Below are 25,059 nucleotides of genomic sequence, written 5' to 3' on the forward strand. Positions count from 1 at the left end.
GGTTCTTCAACTACAATATTTTTGGTAATGTAATCTCTCTCGGCTTGACAAACCGCCCCTCAAAACTGATCGCCCTATTTTCAAACGTCCTCGCCTCAGCCAACCCCCGTCGCAACTCCGCCCGATCCATCGGTTCATCTATTCCACCCAATATATAAACCAACAACTTCGCCGCCAGATCTCGTCCTGCTACTCGGATACGCCGTTTATTCGGATCAAATAACACCCCATACCACAAAGACTCGGGGTATTCTATCCCCTTAAAGCCGCCCATTGCATCAAAAGATCGTAACTTTTCAAACAAACTGACTATCGGTTTTTGCTGCTGAAACACCAACACCCCTAACCCCTGGGCGATCGCCACTTGACCGACGGGACGAAACAAAATATTACTCTCACCCCCCGGTTTCTCAAAGCTAAACCGTCGCAACACAGGCGTTTCTTCGCCCCTTTCTAAACGTTGATAACTCGGTAAACTCGCCAACGCATCCAACAACCGTCGCAACTCCTGCATCCCCTCCTCTAGTTCATCATCATCGGGACGCATGGGAACTAACCCCGGTTTGGGCGAAAACCAATGGGGAAAGCGATCGCCTAAATAGCGCTGTGTCATCTCTTTGAGGGCTTGTAACGTCGTTAAAACCGTAGACTTAGAAGCCACCGTCGCACTATCCCAGTTTATTCTAGGGTTGCGATCGCGTTTTTCTTTTAACAACGGATGAGTCACTGCCACCTGGCGCGTTACAATAGAAAATCCGTCATCTTCATCGAGTAGGGCTAACTGACCTTTACTCAGTTTCACCGCCATCAGGTTAACGTGAACAAAAATAGATCGAACTCGCTGACGGGCTTGTTGACGGGTTTCTCCAGTTACCACTGCGGGAATAAATTCTATCCCAATGGTTTCGGAGGCGAGGTTTTTGATCTCCTCTGGAGTTAACGCCGAAACCTCTGTCATATCCTCGAGGGTTATGGCTTCCCCGACTGCTTTTTTGATCTTGCTGTAGGGTTGCAGTTTTCCGGTTCGCAGAAGTCGCATCAAGCCTTGTATCCCCATCAGGCGATGTTGTCCGTCTAAGGCAAAGACAGCCTCATCGGAGTCTAACTGTAACAGTCCCAGTTTTCCTTGATGGTCTAACCCCTGAAAAGCGATCGCAGACTCGGTGGCCCGTCCGTCCTCATCCCACTCAAATGCTTTCGGGTTATTTACCCAAGAGGGACAGATAACAACTAATAAAGCGGGGAACTTATGGGCTTTGTGGGTTGCCAGGTATTGGGCGAGGGGAAGTTGACGAGACCAGTCTAAAGGACGTTGTAAGATATCTTCTACGGTGTCTGCGACTCGTTCGACATTTCCGGTTTCTGGGTTCAGGTGACGTTTAAATAGGGGAAGTTGGGAAGCATAACCCACATTGCGATCCAACCAGTCCAATGTTACTGAACCGATAAACGCCTCTGTTCCTCCCATCTGGGTTTTGTGTACGAGGAGATGCTGAGGGGAGTTGAGGAAGGGTTCAAGAAACTTCGCGATCGCTTCTGGGTCTTGGGGGTTGGGTTTTGGGGTTGGATCGGTTGCAGATTTCATTCGTAAGTATTAAGCTATGAGAACAAGTTTTTAAAAACTTTGGAATATAAGGTATTATAACTGAACAGGGTGCTAGTAAAGAGGCAACAGATATGAGTACCGCAGAACATTCGGAGGACAAACGAACGTTACTGGACTATTGTGAACGATTTTCAGAGTTGAAGGTTAGTAGTAACCGAAAGCGGGGTGATGCACCCTACAAGCCTATTTTGCTATTATCTATTATTGATCTGATTGCCCAAAGAATTATTAAGAATAACTACATTTTGGTTTCAGATGAGTTGATAGACACATTTAATAAGTATTGGAAAATATTAGGAAATCCATCTTATAAAGGGGGTTTACATTATCCATTCTTTTATTTACAAAATGAACAATTTTGGTATTTAGAATTTAAGCCGGATTTTAAGGGTTTACAACCTAAAACTACAAACAAGTTAAAAGAGGCTGTGGAGTATGCCAAATTAGATGATGAACTGTTTGAGCTATTACTAGATAAAACTTCTAGAAATGAACTCACTGATACCTTAATAGCGGTTTGGTTTTTTGAGAGTCAGCGAGAATTATCAGAAATTTTAAATGTCAATCAATCTTTCCAAAGTCAGATAGAGGAAGATAGTGTTAACGTTAGAGAAGTAGAGGAGGTTTCATTAAAACAATTTAGACTTCAAAAGTCCGTAGTCAGAAATGCGTTTTTTCGTAAAGCAGTTGTACATACTTATGGATATCGATGTGCATTCTGTGGTTTAAAGGTAACTCGAAAAATAACTCAAAGTATAGTAGATGGCGCACATATTAAACCCTTTTCGAGATTTTATGACAGCAGGATTGATAACGGAATCTCATTCTGTAAAAATCATCACTGGGCATTTGATAGAGGTTGGTTTACTATTGACGATGACTATAAAATTGTAGTAGCTAATGATTTACAAGAAGTTTCACCCAATGCTAAATCAATGCGAGACTTTCACGGCGAACACATAGCTTTACCAGTCTTAGAGGAATACTTTCCTAGACTAGATGCGCTTGAATGGCATCAAAAAAATATATTCAGATCGTAAAAAAAACAAGAGGACTTAAAACAAAAATGAGAAAAACTAAAGCACCACTAATTCCAAATCGTACCATAGCTGAGTTTGTAGAATATCTAGAAAAGTTATCTTTAGAAGTTCAAGAGTTATATTGTATCGATCAAATTCCTTGGGTAATTGGTTATTCAGGCGGAAAAGATAGCACTGCAACATTACAACTGATATGGAATGCGATCGCAGCACTTCCACCAGAAAAGCTGATCAAACCCATTTATGTCATCAGTACAGATACACTTGTAGAAAATCCAATAGTTTCTGCTTGGGTTGACAACTCTTTAAAAAGAATAAAAATTGCCGCTCAAGAGCAAAATCTTCCAATAGAAGCGCATCTATTAAAACCACAAATGACCCATACTTATTGGGTTGGTTTAATTGGAAAAGGTTATCCCGCTCCTAGACATAGATTTCGCTGGTGTACACCTCGGTTGAAAATTGATCCTTCAAACCGTTTTATTCGTAATGTTGTACGATCAAACCGGGAAGCAGTCGTTGTGTTAGGAACTCGCAAAACGGAGAGTTCAAACCGTGCGAAAATTATGGAAAAGCGGGAAGCTAAACGACTACGAGAGCGCCTTTGTCCCCATCCCCATATACCAAACTCTTTACTTTACACTCCTATTGAAGAATGGCGAACAGATGAAGTTTGGCTTTATCTCATGCAATGGGAAAACCCCTGGGGACATAGTAATAAAGATTTATTTGCTATGTATCGAGGGGCAACCGCAGACAATGAATGTCCGTTAGTTGTTGATACCTCAACGCCTAGCTGTGGAAGTTCTCGTTTTGGCTGTTGGGTTTGTACATTGGTGGATAGTGATAAATCTCTGACAGCAATGATTCAAAATGATGAGGAAAAAGAATGGTTACAGCCTTTGGTTGATATTCGTCTCGAATTAGATATTAGAAATGATCGAGACAAGAGAGATTTTAGACGAATATTTGGAACAGTACAACTGTTTGAACGGAATGTCAATGGTGAAGTCTCCGTCGAACCCATACCCGGCCCGTATGTCAAAAAATGGCGGGAACATTGGTTAAGACGAGTATTAGAAGCGCAAACGAAAATTCGTCAAACCGCCCCCGAAGAAATGCGAGATATTACGTTAATTCAACCGGAAGAACTCAGCGAAATTCGCCGAATCTGGTTAGAAGAAAAACACGAATTTGATGATAGTTTACCGAGGATATATAAAGAAGTGACAGGAGAAACCTTTATAGATACCTATCGTGGTAATGAAACGAGTTTGTTAGGTAGTGATGAATGGACAACCCTAGAAGATATTTGTGGGGAAGACGCCATGCACTTAGAATTAATGGCAAAATTATTAGATACCGAACGACAATATTATACCAAAGCCCGTCGTGTAGGATTGTTTGAAGACCTGGAAAAATGCTTTGAAACCAGTTCACGAACCAAAGAAGAAGCTATTGCAAATGCCCACCTGAAACGCAACTTAAAAATAGCTGCCCAAGAAGGAGATGTTGAAACCATTAAACAACTGACTTGGGAAAATCTGAAGTATTCCAATAATTCAGAAACCAACGATGAGGAGGAGGAATAACATAAAAAAACCACTGGTAACGGATTAAATTGGGGCGGAGACTGGTAACGGATTAAATTGGGGCAGAGACTGGTAACGGATTAAATTGGGGCGGAGATAATTAAACCAATGCCAAGATCAAAACGGATAGATCATCTGAAACCATACTCACCCCCGATCCATCCAACCACCCAAAGTTAACCTATCCGTTTCCAAAAGCATCAACCTCAAAAACCCCACCATTAATTCATCCGTTACAATATCCGTTACAACACCCCCTCCGTTTCCAGATCCGTTTCTAATCGCCATGTACAAACCCACAATACCCCATCAAGAACTAACCTATCAAATAATTGGCTGTGCAATGCGAGTCCATAGCCGCACCCAAAGAGGGCTACGAGAAAAACACTATCAAAGGGCATTAACTCTAGAAATGCGACAAGCAGGATTAACAGTAGAAGAAGAATACTGTAAAGAAGTGTATGATGGAGAAAACTGGATAGGAAGACTCTACCTAGACCATTGGGTAAACAACAGTATTGTCGTCGAAGACAAAGCCGTTTCCCGTAAAATAGAAGGTAAAGACATCGCCCAAATAGTAGCTTACTTGTCCATTACAAACGCCGAAGTCGGACTCTTCCTAAACTTCGGGCGATCGCGATTAGAATATCATCGAATATTACCCCCAAAATCGGTACAAGACTGGCGAAAAACCATTCAACCCTATCTATGGCAACCCAGATATTAAAATAACACTAAAATCAAAAACCCCACTGGTAACGGATTAAATTGGGGCGGAGACTGGTAACGGATTAAACTTCTGCTGAGATAATTAAACCAATGCCAAGAGCAAAACGGATAGATCATCTCAACCCACCCAAAGTTAACCCATCCGTTACAACACCCTATCCGTTTCCAAAAGCATCAACCTCAAAAACCCCACCATTAATTCATCCGTTACAATATCCGTTACAACACCCTATCCGTTACAACACCCTATCCGTTTCCAAAAGCATAAACCTCAAAAACCCCACCATTAATTCATCCGTTACAATATCCGTTACAACACCCCCACCATGATATTTCTCGAACTCGTCCTACAAAACTTCGGCCCCTACCAAGGTAGACAAACCATCAATCTTCGCCCCGAAGAAAATGGCAACCTACGCCCTATTATTTTATTTGGGGGGATGAATGGAGGCGGAAAAACAACCCTGATGGATGCTATTCGCCTCGCCCTCTACGGACAACGCGCCCAATGTTCAACAAGAGGAAATCTCAGCTACAACGACTTTTTAACTCAGTGTGTTAATAGCAACGCTTCACCCATTGAAAAAACCCGGGTTGAACTTGTATTTGAACACGTTAAAGATGGGAAAATGGCAGAATGGCGAATTGTGAGAACCTGGACAAAAAACCCCAAAGATGGTAAAGATGAATTAGGGATTGTCATTGGAGAATGGCCGGATAAATCCATTGCAAGTATTTGGGATGAATATATTGAGAATATTTTACCGTTAGGGATTTCTAAGTTATTCCTGTTTGATGGTGAACAAGTTAAAGAATTAGCCGAATTAGAAACACCTCCACAAGCTGTTATTGATGCGATTTATAACCTCCTGGGATTGGAACTGGCAACCCGTTTATCAATAGATTTAAGCATTCTCTCTCAACGCAAACGAAAAGACGTTGCAGATATTCAAGAACGGGCGGATATAGAAGAAATAGAACAACGCCTCGCCCAACAACAAGAGGAAAAAAAAGCGGCTCAACAGAAGTTAGATGAACTCAAACAGCAGTTAGTGTTAGCGGAGAAACATCAACAGAAAGCCTCGGATAAATTTGTTTCAGAAGGGGGAAAAATTGCTCAAGAAAGTTCTCAACTTCAAGCCAAAGTCAAAGACTTAGAAGAAGCCCGTGATAGCCTACGTCAAACCCTGCGAAAACTAGCAGCCGAAACTCTACCTTTAAACTTAATTTATCCTCTGCTTATTCAGGCTGAAATTCAAGCCGACAAAGAAATAAAGCGTCAACAATCTATCGCCGCCCGTGAAGTTTTACAAGAACGAGATAGCCGTTTAATTGATTATATCACTAAAATATCTCTGGATGAACAATCAGTTCATCAAATTCAATCCTTTCTTCAAGAAGAAAATCAAGCCCTAGAACAAGAAATAGAAACAGAAATTCAGCCCTATTTAGAGGTTGATACAGAAGCCGTTAATGACTTAAAAACTGTTCTTAATATTCAATTACCGAGTCAAAATAAACAAGCAAAAGACTGTTTAGAACAACTCAAAACTCTCCAAGATGAAATTGATGCCACTGAAACTAAACTTCAGACGGCTGCTGCACCCGAAGTCTACAAAAAATTAGAAGAAAAACTCAAACTCTCTCAAACAGAACTCCTGAAAGCCCAAGCCGCCTATGAAGAAGGACAACGCAACTCTGATCAAATTCAACGGGCATTTACCCAAACGAAAAAACAGTTAGATACTTACGGGGGTGAGACGTTAAAATCTAAAAGTAGTCAAGATCTGGTTAACCGAATTCAAAAAGTACAAGAAACCCTCACGCAATTTAAAGAAAAATTAACCCTAAAAAAGCTGAATAAACTTGAAGTTGAAGTTGCAGAATGCTTTCGATATTTATTACATAAATCAGATTTAGTTCATCGAGTCACCATCGATACGGAAAACTTTAGCCTCTCTCTCTACAACCTCGAAGGAAAACCCGTCCCCAAACATCGCCTTTCTGCTGGAGAAAAGCAACTTCTGGCGATCGCATTTTTGTGGGGACTCGCCAGAGTATCGGGACGCAACCTCCCCGTCGCCATTGACACTCCCCTCGGGCGCCTCGACTCCTCTCACCGCCACAACCTGATCGAACGTTATTTTCCCTCAGCGAGTCATCAGGTTATTTTGCTGTCAACCGATACCGAAATTGGTGAAGCAGAAGTTCAAACCCTGCGAGAACAAGAAGCGATCGCCCACGAATATCTGCTGAAGTATGACTCCCGCAGCAGCCAAACCGTCATTGAAGCGGGTTACTTCTTTTCTTGAGTCTGGAAGTTGTCTCAGCCAAGCGGTAAAGTATTCACCTTTAATTGATAAAACTTCTTAATAAACTTTCAACAAACAGAAAAAACTTTTAATAAGCTTTTGAAAGTTATTTCTAAAAGTTAGATTTTCTCCATTTTTTGCTAAACTTTTTATATCTCACAACCAATGATATCTCCTGCAAAAATTAGGGTAAAAATCGTTGATAGAGCGATCAAACAAAAAAGATGTAGACGAAAAAACCCTAGCAAGCTTTGAAATTAGCCATAATTTGTGGCAACGTTTTCGGGCTAGGTGTATTGAACATGACATGACAACAGCAGAGGTTTTAAGCCAGTTAATTGCTGACTACTTAGATGAAACAGGCGAATCTTCTCCAGGGAGTTTAGATGAACTCCTCACAGAGAAAGTTAAAAAAACGGTTCAACAGTATTTAGAACAAAATCTAGATCTACAACTCTTGCAAAATCTAGAAAATCGCTTAGAACAACTGATTCAACAATCAATAGAAAATAATCTCAACTCTAATGTTAGTGAAACCTCATCTTCTCCCCCATCAGTCGAACCGCCCCAAGCTTCGCCACCCCAACCAAAAACCAATGTTCCCATCCTAAAAACAGCGAAAGAATTGGGAGATATTTTAGGTGTTTCTGCTCCTTATATTACCACTCTCAATCGCATTGGGGAACTACAACAAAGAGGTTGGGAAGACTCAGGAAAACGACGCGGAAAGACGATTCTATACAAACCTATTGATCAGTAAAGCCACATCAAAACCTAAAACTTAATCAAAATATTGGGTCAATTTAGGGCAGAATATAAATAGATGTCAACTTCACTCACCCTCCTCTTATGATCAACTATGACTGGATTATAGTCGGTGCTGGAATTACAGGAACAAGCCTCAGTTATGAACTGGCAAAAAAAGGCTTGAATGTTCTTCTGATCGAAGAAAATCCAACGTTTGAAAATGCCACTCGCTACAGTTACGGTGGACTGGCTTATTGGTCTGGAAGTACCCCGTTAACTCGTCAACTCTGTGAAGATGGAAAACAACGTCATCAAATATTATCCGAAGAATTAGAAGCCGATACCGAATTTCGAGAAGTTGACCTCGTGTTAACTGTTTCCCCTGAACAAAACCCCGAAAAAATAGCCGAAAATTATGCTAGATTTATCACGCCTCCTCGTTTATTAACCCCAGAAGACGCTTGTCAAATTGAACCGCTTCTCAACCCCAATGGTATCGCCGCAGCCTTTACTGTCCGTCATGGTCATATCTCCCCCGAAAAAACAAATTTCGCTTATTTAGACGCTTTTAAACGACTGGGGGGAACGTTAGAAATTGCCAAAGTTACAGAATTCGTAAAACAAGAAAATCGTATTACTGGCGTTAAAACTAAAAATGACACTTATTTAGCTGAAAATACTGTGATTTGTGCAGGGGGTTTAAGTCGCAGTTTATTAGCCTCTGCGGGAATTTCCATTCGCTTACATTTTACCCATACAGAAGTCTTAGAAACACCACCTGTTGAGATTAACCTCAGAACCGTTGTTATGTCTGCGGGAATGGAACGGTTTCAACTCGAAGCCGACGCCGCCAAGCCCGAATTTGAACGCCTCTGGGATGAACCCGGACATGAATTTGTGCCTTTAATTATTGATGGGAGTGCGGTACAATTTTTAAATAATAAAATGCGAATCGGTCAACCGTCTCGGGTTTTAAGTGATCCGAATGCTAAAATTAATCCAGCAGAAAGTGAAGCCCAAATTCGCAACGCTATAGGTAAAATATTACCCCCATTGCAAGATTTACCCGCTCATTGGTATCATTGTTTAGTGGCGTTTACAGCCGATAGTTTGCCTTTGGTTGGAGCAATACCCGGTTTAACTGGAATTCATATTTTTTCAGGCTTTAGTAACCCGTTAGTTTTTGTTCCGCCCCTCGCCCAACGATACGCTAATCATCTCACCGAACAACCCGATGAACTCATTGAACAGTTATCGCCCCTGCGTTCAACCCTGTAAGGTCTAGTGTAGCCCCAACTCCAAAAAAAATTTTTGCCGATATCCGTAAAAAGTCACAATCTCAACTGATAGAGAAATAGGAACCAATGACTTTTTGATTTAAAGGAAAGATTGGCATGGTACTACAACCCGATCCCTCTGGAGAAGCTCGTTTACTGGGTGATTCTACTTCTGAATTTGTTTTTGTGACCGCTCAACAAGCAGCAGATTTTCCATTAGGAGTCTTGCTTTTAGAAGGAGATGATACCGCTTATGGTGCAGCTTTTGCTGATGATCTAATTATCGGAAATCAAGGAGAAGATGTAATCTATGGTTCAGGCGGCCAAGATTCTCTGTTTGGGGGTCAAGATAGAGATTTAATGAGTGGAGATATCGGTAATGACTCTATATTTGGGAATAGAGACAATGATGCTTTAATAGGGGGCGAAGGTGATGATTTAATGTTTGGAGGTCAGGGAAATGACTTCATAAGCGGTTCGCTGGGGAATGATACTTTATCCGGAGATCAAGGCAGAGACTTTATATCAGGTCGAGACTTTTTTACGGATTTTGGTAATAAGCTTTATATTTTGGAAGTAGAGTCAAATGCACAGGATATTAATGATGCAGATTTGATTACTAACTTTTTAACAGGTACCGATCAATTGGGATTAACCGGAGGATTAACCGAAGAAGACCTAACCTTAGAACCCGCACAAAATATATCTCTGTCTATCAATCTAGAACTCTCAACCGCAATTACAGAATTATTCGACAGTTTTGGTCTTCTTCCTCTGTTTAGTGGAGAGCCTTTGCTAACTTCAGGAACGATAATCCGGGCAGAATCTACCGGAAATATTATCGCTTTTGTAGAAGCGGTTACTCCAGAAGATCTAGAAGGGAATTTTGTCAGCGTTGACGGATTTTAAGCGAAACTTGAACCCCCAAAGTCGGGCGGGACATCCTGCCAACGTCCCTGACCAACGGCCTGAATTGCTTCTTTCAAGTCAACATCTCCGGTGTATAAAGCGCGACCGACAATCGCCCCCGTTACCCCCAACGGTTCTAAGGATAACAAACTCAATAAATCAGTCACCGAACTAATTCCCCCAGAGGCGATAACAGGAATAGCGACAACGTTTGCAACTTCCCGCAGCGCCGCTTTATTTGGGCCTTGTAAAGTACCATCCCGATGAATATCAGTATAAATAATAGCACTGGCGCCTAACTGTGCCATTTGATGGGCGAGTTCAGTGGCTAATACTTCTGAAGTTTCTAGCCAACCTCTGGTGGCAACTTTACCATCACGGGCGTCAATTCCCACGACAATTTTTTCAGGGAATTCTTGACACAACTCCGCCACTAATTGGGGGTTTTCCACTGCAACCGTCCCTAAAATTGCCCGTTTTACGCCCAAATTTAACAACGTTGCAACGGTTTCTCGACTGCGTAACCCGCCGCCCACTTGTACGGGAATATTAACCGCATTGACAATGGCTTCTATGATATGATGATTCGTGGGTTGACCTGTTTTGGCTCCATCGAGATCAACCAAGTGTAACCAAGTTGCGCCTTGATCTGCCCATTGTTGAGCCACTGCAACCGGATCATCGTTGAAAGTTTGGGCTTGATCGTAGTCGCCTTGATAGAGTCTCACACAACGCCCTTCGAGTAAATCAATTGCAGGGATGACATCCATTTGTTATTCGAGTAACAGTTAACGCTATTTTAGATGGTTCTGGCGATCGCCAGATCGACTTGTTGCCAGAGAACTTCCAAAGTTGAGGAGTTATCCAACACCACATCTGCCATTTTACACTTTTGCTCAAGAGGCATCTGGCTGTCAATTCTTGCTTGGGCTTGTTCGGGAGTGAGAGAACCGTTACTGCGTTGTATCAAACGTGACTGCTGTTGTTGAGGAGAACAAGAAACCACCCAAATTTCTGTCACTAAATCAGTCATTTCCGCTTCAAACAACAGAGGAATTGCCAGAACTGCGGTAGCATTTTTATCCGCTTGATGCTGAAACTGTTGAATATTTTCGCAAAAGCGATCGCGGACAACCGGATGAATTTGCTGCTCGACCCAGTGACGTTCTGTTAAGCTACTAAAAATAATACTACCAAGTTGCGGACGATTTAAGCTACCATCAGAGAGTAAAATCTCAGTACCATACCGACCAACAAGGGCTAGCAACACAGGGGAGTTCGGTTGCACGGCTTCGCGAGAATAGACATCTGCATCCCAAATGGGGAATGAGTAGGTCTGGGCTAAGTAGTTAGAAACCGTCGTTTTTCCTGTACTAATTCCCCCAGTTAAGCCAATCAAACGCATGATGGTGGTTTCAATCGGTTAATTTGCATCAATGGCTATTATCTACTATACCTAACGACAGCATCAAGGTAGGGTTGATCAAATTTTACCAATTTTTTCTGAAAATCAGGTTAACAGTTTGATGAACCTTACGAGAACTCCTGATTTTAAGTATTATTGCAGATTGAACCGATAAAGAATGTAAAAATTTAACCCATTTACAGATGAAGTTTAGCAAGATTTGTGATATTAAATCAGGAGTATCGTTGTAACTTTTACTGTTAAACTGGTTGATACGGGAATTTCCCAGGAGGATTTTAGATGAACCGCAGCTTAGACTTTAAGCTAGTCCTATTCTCCCTACCGTTAACGCTCCTTTTCGTTTTGGACACTTCTGAATTTCCCGATATCGGGCGATGTAAAATCCTCTCTTCCTTCAAATCAACAAAAGTTGTTGCTCAACCGATTATTCCTGAACCCAACAGCACAAATACGGTAACAAATCAACAGGGAAATCAGACTAACATTGAAGGGGGAAAGGTGTCGGGAAATGGGGCAAATTTATTTCATAGTTTCACGGAGTTTAATGTAGAGTCGGGACAAGTTGCAAACTTTTTATCAAACAATTCTATTCAGAATATTTTAACTCGAGTTGTCGGGGGAAATGCTTCCGTTATTAATGGGTTAATTCAAGTGACGGGCGGAAATGCTAATTTATTTTTAATGAACCCGGCTGGGGTAATATTTGGATCAGGTGCAAGTTTAAATATTCCCGGTTCTTTTACCGTCACAACTGCGACTGGAATTGGACTCGGTTCTCATTGGTTTAACGCCATTGGAAGTAATGACTATACCAACTTAGTGGACAGTCCCAACGCTTTTCGCTTCTCAACAACCTCATCAGGAAGTATTATTAATGCAGGTCAGCTTGCAGTAGCAGCCGGAGAAAATATCAGCTTATTAGGAAATAATGTTATTAATACAGGAGAATTGAGCGCCCCTGGTGGCAAAATTACCATCGCCGCCATTCCCGGTGAACAAATTCTCCGCATCAGCCAAAGCGGACATTTACTCAATTTAGAAGTAACAAGCGTAAACGGGGGGAGTCATTCCCCGGAAATTGCGGCTTTATCCTTACCACAACTGTTAACCGGAGGCGATCGCCACCACGCAACCGGAGTGACGGTACTGGCCGATGGTCGGGTACAATTAACAAATTCAGGAACAGAAATTCCTAATTCTAGCGGTGTCGCCGTCGTTTCAGGAAATACCACCGCAGAAGCCGGAAACGTTAATATCATCGGGGAAACCGTCGGGTTAGTCGATGCAAAAGTAGACGTTTCAGGGGTGAATGGTGGAGGTACCGTCAGAATAGGCGGAGATCAGCGAGGAAGTGGTTTAATTCCCAATGCCAATCATACGTTTATTAATCGTAATTCCTCTATTTTAGCCAATGCCGAAGTCACCGGAAATGCTGGACAGATTATTATTTGGTCAGACTTAGAGACTCGGTTTTTTGGGAATATTAGCGCCCAGAGTGTTACCGGAAATGGGGGATTTGCGGAAATCTCCAGTTATGGGAATTTAACCGTAGAAGGAAACGTCGATTTGCGAGGGGTAAATGGAAGTGTTGGAACGTTGCTTTTAGATCCCCTTAATATTACCATTATTGATGGAAATGAAGCAATAGAAAATGAAAATTCTCTGCGAGATAATCAAATTTTAGCCGAGAATAATCCTTCAGAGTTTACCATTTCAGAAACCACGTTAGAACGAATTGGGGAAACTGCCGATATTGTTTTAGAAGCGCGAGATAATATTACGATTAATGACCTTGCAGACAATCAACTGAATTTTCAAGCTTCAACCGGATCAGTCACGTTTACCGCCGATGCAGATGGGGATGGAACCGGATCATTTGTTATGAGTTCTGATGATACCATTCAAACGGCTGGCGGGTCTATTACCATTACGGGAGTGGATATTGAAATTGGCGAGATTTCAACCAATGGCGGTAATATTTTTCTAAGTTCGGATTTTAATGGAAAGATTGAAACAGGTCAACTTTCTGCCGCTAATACTTTGGGGGAGGGTGGAAATATTACAATCACAACAAATCAAGGAGAAATTTCGACCGCCGATTTACAAACCAATGGTTTAAATAGTAGTGGGAATATTAATCTTGAGAGTGGAAATAGCATTAAAACAGGTGAAGTTTCGACTCAAACCTTGAATTCTACTTCGGGTAAAGCGGGTGATGTGACTGTGAATGCCGTTGAAAATATTGAGATTGATTTAATCAATACTTCGGGTTCGCAGCAAGCGGGAAATATTACGATTAATAGTCAAGAAGGAAATATTAATTTCTCATCCGATTCTTATAGTTTAGATGCGACTTCTGCTGAGGGAACGGGCGGAAATATTGAGATTCAGACCTCTCAAAGCTTGAGTTTAAATTCAGTTAATGCCAAGGGAAGAAGTGCCGGAGGAAATATTAATTTAGAAGCCGAAGTCGAACTTTCTGCGGAAACCATTCGGACAGGTTCATTTGATAATAACAGCCAACAAGGGTCAGGGGAAAACTCAGCCAGTTTAAACGGGAATATTACCCTCACCAGTGATGAGATTAACCTCACCAATCTAGTAGAAGGAACGGGAATTTTAATTCTACAACCCGCAACAGATGCCCAGGATATTATGATTGCAAATCGCAGTAATAATTCTGGCTTAACCTTGAATTTGACAAGCGATGAAATGTCAACTCTCCAAGATGGTTTTTCTCAAATTATTATCGGCAGACCTGATAGTAAAGGAACGATTTCAATTGTTGGAAATGTGACGGTTCAAGACCCAATTTTGATTCAATCTCCTTTTGGTCGAATTAATATGGGAACAACTTCATCCGGTAGTCCTTATACGCTGACGGGGGTAGATAATGCTAGTTTGACCTTAAATGCGTTGAATGATATTAGCTTGGGAAATTTGATGACAAATGGTCAAGATATTACAATCACCAGTCAGTCAGGACGAATTATTTCCCGACAAATTCAAAATACAGGAAACCAAGCAGCAACAATACAATTAACAGCCAATGAGATTGATTTCGTTGGTGGAAATAACTCCATTATTGGGAATGGGTTTTTAGTCTTACAACCCTACAATAACCGACAAGCAATTACGTTAGGAAATGAGGGAAATACAGAGGCTTTAGAATTGAGTGGGACAGACTTAAATGCACTCGCCAATGGGTTTGAATTGATTACAATTGGTCGGGAAAATAGCAGCAGTCCTCTGACAATAGCGGGAGATATTACCTTTCGTGATCCCGTGATTTTGCAAGCACCTAATTTTCCCGGTTTTGTCGTTGCACAAGGAAGTATTACAGGGGTTGATAATGCAAGTATTCAAATCAAAGCCGATGGAAACCTATTTCTCAGCAATATTAATACCACAGGTCAAACGTTGCAATTAACCAGTACAAGCGGTCAAATTACCACCGGAAATTTACAATCTGAGGCTGAGATTAATCTGCAAGCCGCAGAAGCCATTGAAACCGGAAATATCCGCATTTCCTCAAATTCTGTGTCCAATTCAGCCCTAGAAAATCCACAAGTAAATCTCGTCAGTCAACAGAGTAATATCATTGTTAGAGGGAATATTAGCACCAATCAAAATAGCAATCAGACAGGTGTAAATATTCGGGCAAATGGTAGCATACAAACCAGTAATATAACTTCAAATCAAGACATTAACTTAACCAGTCAACAGGGTGAAATTGTTACGGGAAATCTAACATCAGCCACAACAGAAGATGCAGGAAATATTACCCTTCAGTCCGGCGATCGCATTAAAACAGGAACCTTAGAAGCCCGTTCTTCTCAGGGAAATGGGGGAAATATTCGCTTAGTTTCTCCTAATGATATTGAAGTCATTTCGATTAACACAGAAGCCGCTAAAACCGGAGGAAATATTGAAATTAATACCCAGCGTTTCTTTCGGGCAACCGGAACATTTACAGCCGCAAATCAAATAGAAGCGAGTTTATCTGCCATTGGTTTTGATGAAGCAGGAAACATCATTTTACCGCAATCTACAAGCAACATCTTTGAGATTGGCGATCCGAGTTTAAACGGTACAGTTGGGGCAATTACCAATGGAGAAATAACAGCCTTACCTACTGCAAATAACTCTGTAAATCCTCCTCAAAAACCCGAATCTAATCAAGATGATATTCCGACAGAAAATCCAAATCAATCCTCAGAAAATCAAGAACCCGTTATTCAAGATAATGTACTACAACCCACAACCGAAAATCCCTCTACCCCTTCCGGTGAGGTTCCAAGCAGTGAAGATTTAGATTCATCAACAAATGTGATTACAGAAGAGGGAAATTTAGGTAATAACGAAGAATTATCTCAAAATATTGAAAATATTCCGATTCAACTCCAAGGAACAACGATTTCAGCCGATCAAATGGCGACATCTTCCTTGACGTCATCCGTCTTACAAATTGATTTATTTCGCGGTCAGGAATTTATTAAATATTTTGGTGAAAACCTCAATAAAAATCCAGTTAGTGATCAAAGTATTCGTCAGACTCTCAGCGATATTACTAAACTAACAGGACATAAACCTGCTATTGTTTATGTTTCCATACAAGCCAATCAATTAGAAATGCGATTAGTTTTACCCGATGGTCAACCTTTATTTAAAAGTACCCACATCAAACGAGAAGAACTGTTAAAAGTGGTTCGAGAGTTTAGCAATCAAATTAGAACCCCAAAGAGTTTAAGTGATACTGAATATAAAATTACCGGAAAAAAACTCTATGATTGGTTGATTTTACCCTTAAAAACTGAGTTAGAAAAACATCAAGTTAAAACGTTAATTTTTTCGATGGATGCGGGGTTAAGAACCTTACCCATTGCTGCATTATACGACGGCGAAAAGTTTCTCTTAGAAAATTATAGTTTAGCTTTAATTCCCAGTTTGAGTTTAACCGATACCAGCTATGTTAACCTGAAAAACTCAAAAGTTCTGGCGATGGGAGCGTCCAAATTTACCGACCCCACTCAAGCCCCCCTGCCTGCTGTTCCCGTTGAATTGAGTTTAATTGTACAGGAAAATCAATGGCCGGGTCAATCTTTTCTCAATGAAGAATTTACCATTGATAATCTCACCAGCCAACGCAAACAAAAACAATTTGATATTATTCATTTAGCCACGCATGGGGAGTTTTTAGCAGGGGGTGCAAACCGTTCTTATATTCAATTTTGGGATCAAAAATTATGGTTAGATGAACTGCGTCAGTTACGCTTAGATCAACCAACCGTCGAACTATTAGTCTTGAGTTCTTGTACCACCGCAGTCGGCGATGAAGATGCCGAATTAGGCTTTGCAGGACTCGCCATTCAAGCGGGTGTTAAATCAGCCCTCGCGAGTTTGTGGTACGTCAGTGATGTGGGAACCTTGGGACTGATGAGTACATTTTATGATGCGTTGTTACAGAGTCCCATTAAAGCAGAAGCCCTCAGACAAGCTCAACTGGCAATGTTAGAAGGGAAAGTTCGTTTAGAAGATGGAAAATTAGTCTATCAGAAAAAGACCATTACCGCAGATGTGGAGTTACCCCCAGAAATTGCCGTTCAAGGTGATGTTAGCCTAAATCATCCGTTTTACTGGGCAGGTTTTACTCTCATCGGTAGCCCTTGGTAATCTTAGCAAAATCCAAAAATCTTCGTGTCGAGCGTGTCGAGCGTGGTGAGTTTCTTCACACAAAAAAACGGGCTAACCCGTATGGTTAACCCGCAAGCTTGGGAACGCTCAGAGCGACTATTTTTGAACGATCAATTTAACGTTTGCATTTTGCAGACCACGCTGCTTAACTTCAGACAGAGTTTTGTTAACAGCGTATTTTTGGTTGATTGCATTGATCAATTCAGTTTGGTTGTGCTTTTTAGCAACGCCCCACAGGTCAGCGATCAGGTCAAAAGTACCATCGCTATTGCGAGACCAACCTAAATCATATTCGCCTTCGAGAACTGCAACTAAGTCAGCGCGTACACGTTGGCCGTTGTAGCCACGAACATCTGCGTTGCTTTTAACAGAGATCCCTAAATCGCGTAAAGAAGTCTTCAGGATTTCGGCATCAGAGATTTTGGTACGCAGAGTGCTGAAATGAGACATTGTGATATCCTCCTAGTGGAACTGAAAACGAAACAACAACGGTTTTGGCTTTTAACGGATGCCCTCTTGAACTTGTAGCGTAGACGCTGATGACAAGAGCGGCGTTCTTTCTAGAAACTGCTAGCCTTTAATGTGCTAGCCTTTCCTCCTGTTTGGACCAGGAGAAAGCTTTTAAAATTCCATACGCTGATATTCAGCGACGGAAGATGCAGCTGGCCGCGCCCTCTGACGAGCCCAATCGCGCAGGGCAGTCACTTGTTCGTTCATCGTTTTCGACAGAGGTAGTGTCGCTTTAATGGCGGCGATGATATCAAGCTGCGTAAACTCTCGATCTTGAGCAAAAGCTTCGTACATTGCAGCGACGAGCGCTTGCTCAATTTCTGCCCCAGAGAACCCTTCAGAAACTGTAGACAACTGATCTAAGTCGAAGCGGTCAATTTCTGAACGTCGTTTGGACAGGTGAATTTTGAAAATATCTTGCCGTTCCTCTTTGGTGGGAAGGTCAACGAAGAAAATCTCATCAAATCGTCCTTTCCGCAAGAACTCTCCCGGTAGCCGTTCAACACGGTTGGCTGTCGCCATCACAAACACAGGTGAGGATTTTTCTTGCATCCAGGTGAGGAATGAACCAAAAATCCGGCTAGATGTTCCGCCATCCGAATCGGCTGAACCTGAACCGCCTGCGAAGGACTTGTCTAACTCATCGATAAACAGAATCGCGGGTGAAATGGATTCTGCTGTTTTCAATGCGTTTCGCAAGTTCGCCTCAGAGCGACCCACCATTGAGCCATCATAGACTCGGCCCATGTCCAATCTCAGCAGGGGTAAACCCCATAACCGAGAGGTGGTTTTCGCAATTAGAGACTTTCCACAACCGGGTATCCCTAATATCAGCATTCCTTTGGGCTGTGGTAAACCGTACTCTCTGGCTCGTTCGGTAAACGCATTAGAGCGTTGTTTTAACCAGCGTTTGAGTTCTTCTAAGCCTCCAACCGCATCAATCGTTTCATCCACATCGATATACTCTAATATTCCGTTGCGCCGAATTAGCTGCTTTTTCTCGGATAAGACAATATCGACTTCTGTTTCTGTTAAACGACTAGCGGTGACGTAAGCTTTACGGTAAACTTTCTCCGCCTCATCTCGGGTTAACCCGAGCGTTGCTTTTAACAACTTCTCCCGTGTTTCTGTACTGATTTTCCGGGAACGGGTTTGCTCTAACTGAGCCGATAACACCTGGTTAAGCTCCTTCATATCGGGTAGAGCGAAGTCTAAAACAACAACTTCTTTCTCTAGCTCGATGGGGATTTCTTGTACCGGAGACATCAAAATGATAGTCTTGTTGGTGTCTTTAAAACTGGCGATCGCATCCCGCAAACACCGGGTCACTTCTGGAGAATCCTTGAAGGGATGCAAATCTTTGAAAATGTAAATACTGCCGCTAACATTGGGTTCTCGATGCCGAATTACCCATTCAACTGCCGCCTGGGGAGAAACCGTATTTGACTGAACAGTTGTGCGCGGTTGATCGTATTTGACTAAGCCACGGGTAACTGTCCATATATAAACTTCTCGCTGACGCTTGGCTTGTGCGATTTTGGCGATTGTCTGCTCAGACCGCTCCTCCTCGGATGTGACGAGGTAGATCAGAGGATATCGAGCTTCAATTAAGATTCCTAATTCTTCTTGCATAGTCCTCGATCCATTAGAGACGGTACAACATTTGGTGTGAAGGATTAATTTTAACTCTTTCACTCAAATCTGAACACGACAGGAGCGCCCAAACTGCGATCGAGAGTTTATTGAACTAACAGGGAACCAGCTTTTCTTCTCCTTGTTGAGCTGGGGGAGTATCAACCTGTTGCACCTGTTGAAGATCCAGTTGATCTTCGGTTAGTATGCTGGGTTGGTTTCTCAGTGAAACTAACTCACCATCCCTGATAACAACAGAATTGGCACATTCGGGACAAGAATATACCCGATGAGTTTGCCCATGCGATGCTTCCAATTCATCCACTACCTCTGGATTATTGAGATAGAAAATAATTGCTTTTTCAGCTAGAGAAGACATCGGTTCAGATTCAACTGCCGCTTTAATTTTGAGTTTGCGATGCAGTTGGGGCGGAATATATAACGTTACCTTTTGCTTGCTTTGCATAGGACAGTGAACTTGTGTACCCGGGTATGTATTTAAAGATAAAGGTATTTCTCAAAGATGTCAAGACGTTATGCTGCTATAGCGCTGTTTTTTTAACATTTCGTTACATTATGCTTCAACTAAATCCCCTCAAACCCTTATTAGACTAGCATTTGAGCTATTTATTCTTGAGCGGGTCATAGGTTAAGCTGAAGGAAGAAGCTTTGGTAAGCTCATGATGGATAAAACAACTCCCCGCAAATCCCGAAAAACCGCAGTTATTACCCTCGTTTTGATCGCATCAGTCGGTCTGAAAGCCTGCGAATCTTCTAATAAAAGACGAGAAGTGTACCGCAACCTGCCAGACTGTCAGCAAGAATGGGGTAAACCCGAACTCTGTGAACCCATTACCGATAACTCCTATCCCGTCGGTTATTATTACGGCCCCTACTACCGATATCGTAACGGCAACTACTATTATTACCGCACCTACAACAGTCCTCCTCGCGTGATTCCTGTTAACGCTGGAGTTAGAACCAGCCCTCCACCTCGTTCCGGTTTATTCGGTCGTTCAAGTTCCCCGAACCGCTCCCGTTCATCCGTTGGGAATACTAGACGAGGAGGGTTTGGTTCAGGAGGACGAGTGGGTACTGGGAGCCGAGGCGGTTAACACCTGTTTAAGTCTTAAAAATTTACCAATAAAAGGTTTTGTATGAAACGCATCCCCCTCAAACCCCGTCCTCACTGGGAGCAAAAATGCGATGAGGTTGGATTTCACTATTACAATCTCGATGGACTCTACTGGAATGAAAGCGTCTGTTATCAGTTTACGTCTAAACAAATAGACTCACTCGAAGCCGCAACCCAAGAACTCCATCAGCTTTGTCTAGAAGCCGTTGACTGCATTATTACCGAAAACCGTTATACTCAACTTTCCATTCCGCCCGAATTTTTTCAACTCTGTCGCCAGTCCTGGGAACGGGGCGACCCCAGCCTGTATGGTCGCTTTGATTTTGTCTATGATGGCATCCATCCCCCCAAACTTCTCGAATACAACGCCGATACTCCCACCGCCTTACTTGAAGCTAGCATCGTTCAGTGGACGTGGTTAGAAGAAAATTTCCCCGACGCTGATCAGTTCAACTCCATTCACGAAAAACTACTCGAACAATTCCAACAAATCTATTTTAATTTATCTCCAACCCAAAGATATCTACACTTTACCTGTGAACGTGATACCGCAGAAGACCTCGGAACCGTTGAATACCTGAGAGATGTCGCCATTCAAGCTGGCTTTGAAACCAAACATCTTTATATTGACGAAATGGGTTGGAACTCTAATGATCAGTGCTTTTGTGACTTAGAAGATTATCCCATTCAAGCACTCTTTAAACTCTATCCCTGGGAATGGATGATTGAGGATGAATTCGGAAAACATCTTTTAAGTGAACCGATGCTGCTGTTAGAACCCGCCTGGAAAATGATTCTCAGCAATAAAGCAATTCTGCCTATTTTGTGGGAACTTTTCCCGGATCATCCTAACCTCTTACCTGCCTATTTTGACTCCAGTCAACTTTCTCATCCCTACCTGAGTAAACCTATATTCTCCCGTGAAGGTGCTAACATTAATATTTATTATGGCGATCGCTCCTATCAAACGGATGGCATCTATCAAGACGAACCCCTGATCTATCAATCCTACTGCCCATTGCCTCAATTTGACCGTTATTATCCTGTTATTGGATCATGGATTGTAGGTGATCAACCTGCTGGGATTGGGATTCGAGAAGATCAAACTCCGATTACGCAAAATACCAGTCAGTTTATCCCCCACTACTTTATCTAAATTTAAAAATATCCTCAAATCTTTAGGCTTTTTTGAGCGTTAAATCAAGTTAAAAACTCGCCGAGGGTCTTCATAAAACTTAACTAAAATTTTGGCGATAAAATATTTTATTAACCGTAATTTTATGAAAGTTATAATCATTATGCTTTAAACAAATACCAAGAAAATTTGATATATTTAGAATAAACACATCAATTAAAAACTTATTGGAATGACAATCGATGGAAATCATAACAACAATTTTCACGGACTCTAACAACAACTTGATCATGCTTTCGTTAATGATCGTTGTAGTCGCTAGTTTTTTAAACCAAAAATTCAATAAGCATCAAGTACAAGAAAAAGCTTTAGCAGAAAGTGAACGCCGCTTTCAGATGCTGATTCAAGAAATGCAAGTCGGCGTATTACTCCTCAATAATCGTGCAGAAATCCTGATTAGTAATCAATCCGCACAAAGCTTATTAAAGCTGCCAGCAGAAGCTAAAAATCCTCAAAAATTTGGTGAAAATTGGCATCTTATACAAGAAGATCTCAGTGATTTAAAAAAAGAAAAACTTCCCGTACAATCCGCGATTAATCAACGTCAACCGATCCGAAACGTGATCATTGGAATTTGTGAATCAGAACCGACTCATCAATGTAAATGGCTATTAGTTAACGCCACTCCACAACTTGCAGAAAATGGCAGCGTTGAACGAGTTATTTGTACCGTTAGTGATATCACCCAACAAAAGCAAACCGAAGCCGCTTTAAGAGCCTCAGAAGAACGATTTTCCCTCGCAATAGAAGGGGCAAATGATGGTATTTGGGACTGGGATATTGAAACCGGAAAAGCTTGTTTTTCCCCCCGTTGGAAAATGATGTTAGGTTATTTGTACGAAGAACTCCCTAACCATATGGAATCCTTTAAAAAAATCCTTCATCCCGACGACTCAGAGCGAGTTTTTGGCATTTTAGAACGTTATCTCAATCGAGAAATTCCTTACTATGAAGTCGAGTTTCGAGCAATTAGTAAGCTTGGAAGCATTCGTTGGATTCTCACTCGAGGTGTCGCTTTATGGGATAATAACAATAAACCCTATCGCATGGTGGGTTCTAATACTGATATTACCGAGCGCAAACAAGCCGAACAAGCCTTACAAGAAAGCGCGAAACGAGAAAGATCAATTGTTCAAGTCATGCAAAGAATGCGCGAAACCCTCGAACTTAAAACCATATTTAATGCAACGACTGAAGAACTTCGACAAGCCTTATGTTGTTCACGGGTTTTGGTTTATCGTTTCAATGCAGATTGGAGTGGAGAAGTCATTGCTGAGTCTGTCATGTCAGGGTGGACAAAATTAATACCCGCTACAGAAGATCAATCCTATTTGACTCAAGTGACAGTAAATCAAAGAAATTGTGTGGCGAAACTACTGGATAGTGGCGAAGCTTTGATAGAAGATACTTACCTACAAGAAAATCAAGGCGGATTTTATCGCCAGGGAAAAAGTTACTATCGCTCTGTACGAGATATTTATACAGCCGGATTTGATGAATGTTATCTCAATTTATTAGAGCAATTGCAAGCTCGTTCCTATACCATTGCACCCATTTTCTGCGGAACAAATTTGTGGGGATTACTCTGCGCCTATCAAAATGGAACGCCGAGAGAATGGACAAAAGCAGAAATTAAAATTGTTACCCAAATTGGCAGTCAGTTAGGGGTAGCTGTTCAACAAGCCGAATTATTTGCTAAAACACAGCAGCAAGCCATAGAACTTCAGCAAGCTAAAGAAGCAGCAGATGCAGCTAACAGCGCCAAGAGCGAATTTCTCGCCTCAATGAGTCACGAACTGCGAACACCTCTGAATGCGATTTTAGGCTTTGCTCAACTCATGAATAACGACTCGAGTATAAAAGTTGAACATCACCAACATCTTGATATTATTAGTCGAGCAGGTGAACATTTACTGCAACTAATTAATGATATTTTAGAAATGTCCAAAATAGAAGCAGGTCGAGTGACATTAACAGAAGATGATTTTGATCTCATCTGTCTGCTTGAAAATTTAGAAGAAATGCTGCGCCTGAAAGCAAAATCAAAAGGACTAACCCTCAGTTTTGAACTAGATAATACATTACCTCAATGGGTGATAGGAGATGAAAAGAAATTGCGTCAGGTGTTGATTAATCTCTTAGGCAATGCTACTAAATTTACAGAATCAGGTGATGTCAAATTACGAGCCTTTAGAGTTGAGGAAGCAAAAGATAGACAAACAGAAAATAGTCTCACAATTGGCTTTGAAGTTTCCGATACAGGCCCAGGTATTGCTGAAAATGAACTGCATCGTTTATTTAAAGCCTTTTCTCAAACTGAAACGGGTTTAAAGTCTTCTGAAGGGACTGGTTTGGGATTATCTATTAGCCAGAAATTTGTGCAACTTATGGGAGGGGAAATAGTAGTACAATCTCAAATCGGTGTGGGGAGTACCTTTGCTTTTGAGATTCCAATCACTTGTACAAAACCGCCAGAAAATTACAGAAATCCTACTTCTCAGAAGATTATAAGTTTAGCATCCGAACAACCTAAAATTCGTATTTTAATCGCCGAAGATAAACCCAATAATCGTTTGCTACTCGTCAAGTTGCTGTCAGAAATTGGCTTTGAAATTAGAGAAGCGAGTAATGGTCAAGAAGCTGTTGAAATGTGGTCAAGTTGGCAACCAGATTTGATTTTAATGGATATCCGAATGCCTGTAATGAATGGTTTTGAAGCGACTCAACAGATTAAGGCTTTATCTGTGGAGAAGAAAACGATTATTATTGCACTGACAGCCAGTGCATTTGAAGAAGACAGAGAAGCTGTTTTTCAGGCTGGATGTGATGATTTCGTGGGAAAACCATTCAAACTCGAAGAACTATTAGAGGTGATTGGAAAACATTTAAACATTCAGTATATTTATTCTCAAGATCAATTGAAAAACCTCAACTTCTACAATCCTTATTCAGATTCAGAACAGATGCAGTTTATCTCAAGTATTGAGGCATTAGAAACAATGCCGAACGAGTGGATTGAAGAACTTTATAAAGCCGCTCAAGCTTGTAGTGATTTATTAATTTTGGAACTGATTGATCACATTCCCTCAGAAAATAAAATATTGGTAGATACCTTAAAAGAGTTAGTGAATAACTTTCGTTATGATTATATTATGGAACTCGCTAAACCTCAAATGGTAGTGCAATCATCCTAATGAAGTACATCCCAAAAACCCGGTAACTCATGGGAAACCGGGTTTTTAAATAAGTCCTCAG

18 protein-coding genes are annotated in these 25,059 nt (G+C 41.5%); 12 read left to right on the forward strand and 6 right to left on the reverse strand.

Translation table 11 applies throughout. The features are described from left to right. Positions 1-10: 10 nt before the first annotated feature. On the reverse strand, positions 11-1,585 hold the full coding sequence (locus tag VB836_RS07315; RefSeq protein WP_323218712.1) for a DGQHR domain-containing protein: 1,575 nt from the start codon (positions 1,583-1,585) through the stop codon (positions 11-13). Between the two features lie 92 nt (positions 1,586-1,677). Between VB836_RS07315 and VB836_RS07320 the strand changes: the two genes are divergently transcribed. The 8 genes from VB836_RS07320 (at position 1,678) to VB836_RS07355 (ending at position 10,212) form a co-directional block, all read left to right on the forward strand. Then, positions 1,678-2,646, forward strand: a complete 969-nt coding sequence (locus tag VB836_RS07320; RefSeq protein ID WP_323218714.1) for an HNH endonuclease — start codon at positions 1,678-1,680, stop codon at positions 2,644-2,646. A 26-nt stretch (positions 2,647-2,672) separates the two neighbouring features. Then, entirely contained in the window at positions 2,673-4,238 is a 1,566-nt protein-coding gene (dndC, locus tag VB836_RS07325) for a DNA phosphorothioation system sulfurtransferase DndC (protein ID WP_323218716.1), read from the forward strand. A 286-nt stretch (positions 4,239-4,524) separates the two neighbouring features. Continuing rightward, entirely contained in the window at positions 4,525-4,965 is a 441-nt protein-coding gene (locus tag VB836_RS07330) for a GxxExxY protein (RefSeq protein WP_323218718.1), read from the forward strand. Positions 4,966-5,057: 92 nt separating this feature from the next. After that, the gene (locus VB836_RS07335; RefSeq protein ID WP_323218719.1) at positions 5,058-5,297 is read left to right on the forward strand and encodes a hypothetical protein; all 240 of its coding nucleotides are present in this window, start codon (positions 5,058-5,060) and stop codon (positions 5,295-5,297) included. Next, on the forward strand, positions 5,294-7,279 hold the full coding sequence (gene dndD / locus VB836_RS07340) for a DNA sulfur modification protein DndD (protein ID WP_323218720.1): 1,986 nt from the start codon (positions 5,294-5,296) through the stop codon (positions 7,277-7,279). The genes VB836_RS07335 and dndD overlap by 4 nt, the downstream gene beginning before the upstream one ends. Before the next feature lie 199 nt (positions 7,280-7,478). Then, positions 7,479-8,039, forward strand: coding sequence for a hypothetical protein (locus tag VB836_RS07345; protein ID WP_235440866.1), 561 nt, complete (start codon positions 7,479-7,481; stop codon positions 8,037-8,039). A gap of 89 nt (positions 8,040-8,128) precedes the next feature. After that, positions 8,129-9,304: an NAD(P)/FAD-dependent oxidoreductase gene (locus VB836_RS07350; protein WP_323218722.1), complete on the forward strand. Its 1,176-nt coding sequence runs from the start codon at positions 8,129-8,131 to the stop codon at positions 9,302-9,304. 116 nt (positions 9,305-9,420) lie between these two features. Beyond that, positions 9,421-10,212 carry a calcium-binding protein gene (locus VB836_RS07355; RefSeq protein ID WP_323218723.1) on the forward strand — a complete coding sequence of 264 codons (792 nt, stop codon included), beginning with the start codon at positions 9,421-9,423 and terminating at the stop codon, positions 10,210-10,212. On the opposite strand, the gene hisA is transcribed toward VB836_RS07355, so the two are convergent. Further along, on the reverse strand, positions 10,209-10,982 hold the full coding sequence (gene hisA, locus VB836_RS07360) for a 1-(5-phosphoribosyl)-5-[(5-phosphoribosylamino)methylideneamino]imidazole-4-carboxamide isomerase (protein ID WP_046278452.1): 774 nt from the start codon (positions 10,980-10,982) through the stop codon (positions 10,209-10,211). The genes VB836_RS07355 and hisA overlap by 4 nt on opposite strands. Before the next feature lie 29 nt (positions 10,983-11,011). Beyond that, a complete protein-coding gene (gene coaE / locus VB836_RS07365) occupies positions 11,012-11,617 on the reverse strand; it encodes a dephospho-CoA kinase (protein WP_323218724.1) in 606 nt (201 codons plus the stop codon). Between the two features lie 300 nt (positions 11,618-11,917). Here coaE and VB836_RS07370 point away from each other — a divergent pair, with 300 nt between their 5' ends. Then, positions 11,918-17,311, forward strand: coding sequence for a CHAT domain-containing protein (locus tag VB836_RS07370; protein ID WP_323218725.1), 5,394 nt, complete (start codon positions 11,918-11,920; stop codon positions 17,309-17,311). A gap of 117 nt (positions 17,312-17,428) precedes the next feature. Here VB836_RS07370 and VB836_RS07375 read toward each other — a convergent pair whose 3' ends face one another. The 3 genes from VB836_RS07375 to VB836_RS07385 all read right to left on the reverse strand — a co-directional run bounded on the left by VB836_RS07375 (position 17,429) and on the right by VB836_RS07385 (position 19,940). Next, positions 17,429-17,782, reverse strand: a complete 354-nt coding sequence (locus VB836_RS07375; RefSeq protein WP_046278450.1) for a DUF1257 domain-containing protein — start codon at positions 17,780-17,782, stop codon at positions 17,429-17,431. Positions 17,783-17,953: 171 nt separating this feature from the next. Next, positions 17,954-19,474, reverse strand: coding sequence for a stress-responsive protein Ycf46 (gene ycf46 / locus VB836_RS07380; RefSeq protein ID WP_046278449.1), 1,521 nt, complete (start codon positions 19,472-19,474; stop codon positions 17,954-17,956). A 115-nt stretch (positions 19,475-19,589) separates the two neighbouring features. Beyond that, positions 19,590-19,940 (reverse strand): hypothetical protein, encoded by a 351-nt coding sequence (locus VB836_RS07385; RefSeq protein ID WP_046278448.1) that lies wholly within the window; start codon positions 19,938-19,940, stop codon positions 19,590-19,592. A gap of 214 nt (positions 19,941-20,154) precedes the next feature. Here VB836_RS07385 and VB836_RS07390 point away from each other — a divergent pair, with 214 nt between their 5' ends. The 3 genes from VB836_RS07390 (at position 20,155) to VB836_RS07400 (ending at position 24,998) form a co-directional block, all read left to right on the forward strand. Then, positions 20,155-20,589, forward strand: a complete 435-nt coding sequence (locus VB836_RS07390) for a hypothetical protein (protein WP_235440865.1) — start codon at positions 20,155-20,157, stop codon at positions 20,587-20,589. Positions 20,590-20,631: 42 nt separating this feature from the next. Further along, on the forward strand, positions 20,632-21,765 hold the full coding sequence (locus tag VB836_RS07395; protein WP_323218726.1) for a glutathionylspermidine synthase family protein: 1,134 nt from the start codon (positions 20,632-20,634) through the stop codon (positions 21,763-21,765). A 221-nt stretch (positions 21,766-21,986) separates the two neighbouring features. Further along, positions 21,987-24,998: a response regulator gene (locus VB836_RS07400; RefSeq protein ID WP_323218727.1), complete on the forward strand. Its 3,012-nt coding sequence runs from the start codon at positions 21,987-21,989 to the stop codon at positions 24,996-24,998. Positions 24,999-25,059: the final 61 nt, after the last annotated feature.

Source organism: Limnoraphis robusta BA-68 BA1 (genome assembly GCF_034932365.1).
GTDB lineage: Bacteria > Cyanobacteriota > Cyanobacteriia > Cyanobacteriales > Microcoleaceae > Capilliphycus > Capilliphycus robustus.

Bases quoted from the DNA above. Each gene is read 5' to 3' on its own strand.
- VB836_RS07315 (WP_323218712.1), bottom strand. From the start codon at position 1,585: ATGAAATCTGCAACCGATCCAACCCCAAAACCCAACCCCCAAGACCCA.
- VB836_RS07320 (WP_323218714.1), top strand. From the start codon at position 1,678: ATGAGTACCGCAGAACATTCGGAGGACAAACGAACGTTACTGGACTAT.
- dndC (WP_323218716.1), top strand. From the start codon at position 2,673: ATGAGAAAAACTAAAGCACCACTAATTCCAAATCGTACCATAGCTGAG.
- VB836_RS07330 (WP_323218718.1), top strand. From the start codon at position 4,525: ATGTACAAACCCACAATACCCCATCAAGAACTAACCTATCAAATAATT.
- VB836_RS07335 (WP_323218719.1), top strand. From the start codon at position 5,058: ATGCCAAGAGCAAAACGGATAGATCATCTCAACCCACCCAAAGTTAAC.
- dndD (WP_323218720.1), top strand. From the start codon at position 5,294: ATGATATTTCTCGAACTCGTCCTACAAAACTTCGGCCCCTACCAAGGT.
- VB836_RS07350 (WP_323218722.1), top strand. From the start codon at position 8,129: ATGATCAACTATGACTGGATTATAGTCGGTGCTGGAATTACAGGAACA.
- VB836_RS07355 (WP_323218723.1), top strand. From the start codon at position 9,421: ATGGTACTACAACCCGATCCCTCTGGAGAAGCTCGTTTACTGGGTGAT.
- hisA (WP_046278452.1), bottom strand. From the start codon at position 10,982: ATGGATGTCATCCCTGCAATTGATTTACTCGAAGGGCGTTGTGTGAGA.
- coaE (WP_323218724.1), bottom strand. From the start codon at position 11,617: ATGCGTTTGATTGGCTTAACTGGGGGAATTAGTACAGGAAAAACGACG.
- VB836_RS07370 (WP_323218725.1), top strand. From the start codon at position 11,918: ATGAACCGCAGCTTAGACTTTAAGCTAGTCCTATTCTCCCTACCGTTA.
- VB836_RS07375 (WP_046278450.1), bottom strand. From the start codon at position 17,782: ATGTCTCATTTCAGCACTCTGCGTACCAAAATCTCTGATGCCGAAATC.
- ycf46 (WP_046278449.1), bottom strand. From the start codon at position 19,474: ATGCAAGAAGAATTAGGAATCTTAATTGAAGCTCGATATCCTCTGATC.
- VB836_RS07385 (WP_046278448.1), bottom strand. From the start codon at position 19,940: ATGCAAAGCAAGCAAAAGGTAACGTTATATATTCCGCCCCAACTGCAT.
- VB836_RS07390 (WP_235440865.1), top strand. From the start codon at position 20,155: ATGATGGATAAAACAACTCCCCGCAAATCCCGAAAAACCGCAGTTATT.
- VB836_RS07395 (WP_323218726.1), top strand. From the start codon at position 20,632: ATGAAACGCATCCCCCTCAAACCCCGTCCTCACTGGGAGCAAAAATGC.
- VB836_RS07400 (WP_323218727.1), top strand. From the start codon at position 21,987: ATGGAAATCATAACAACAATTTTCACGGACTCTAACAACAACTTGATC.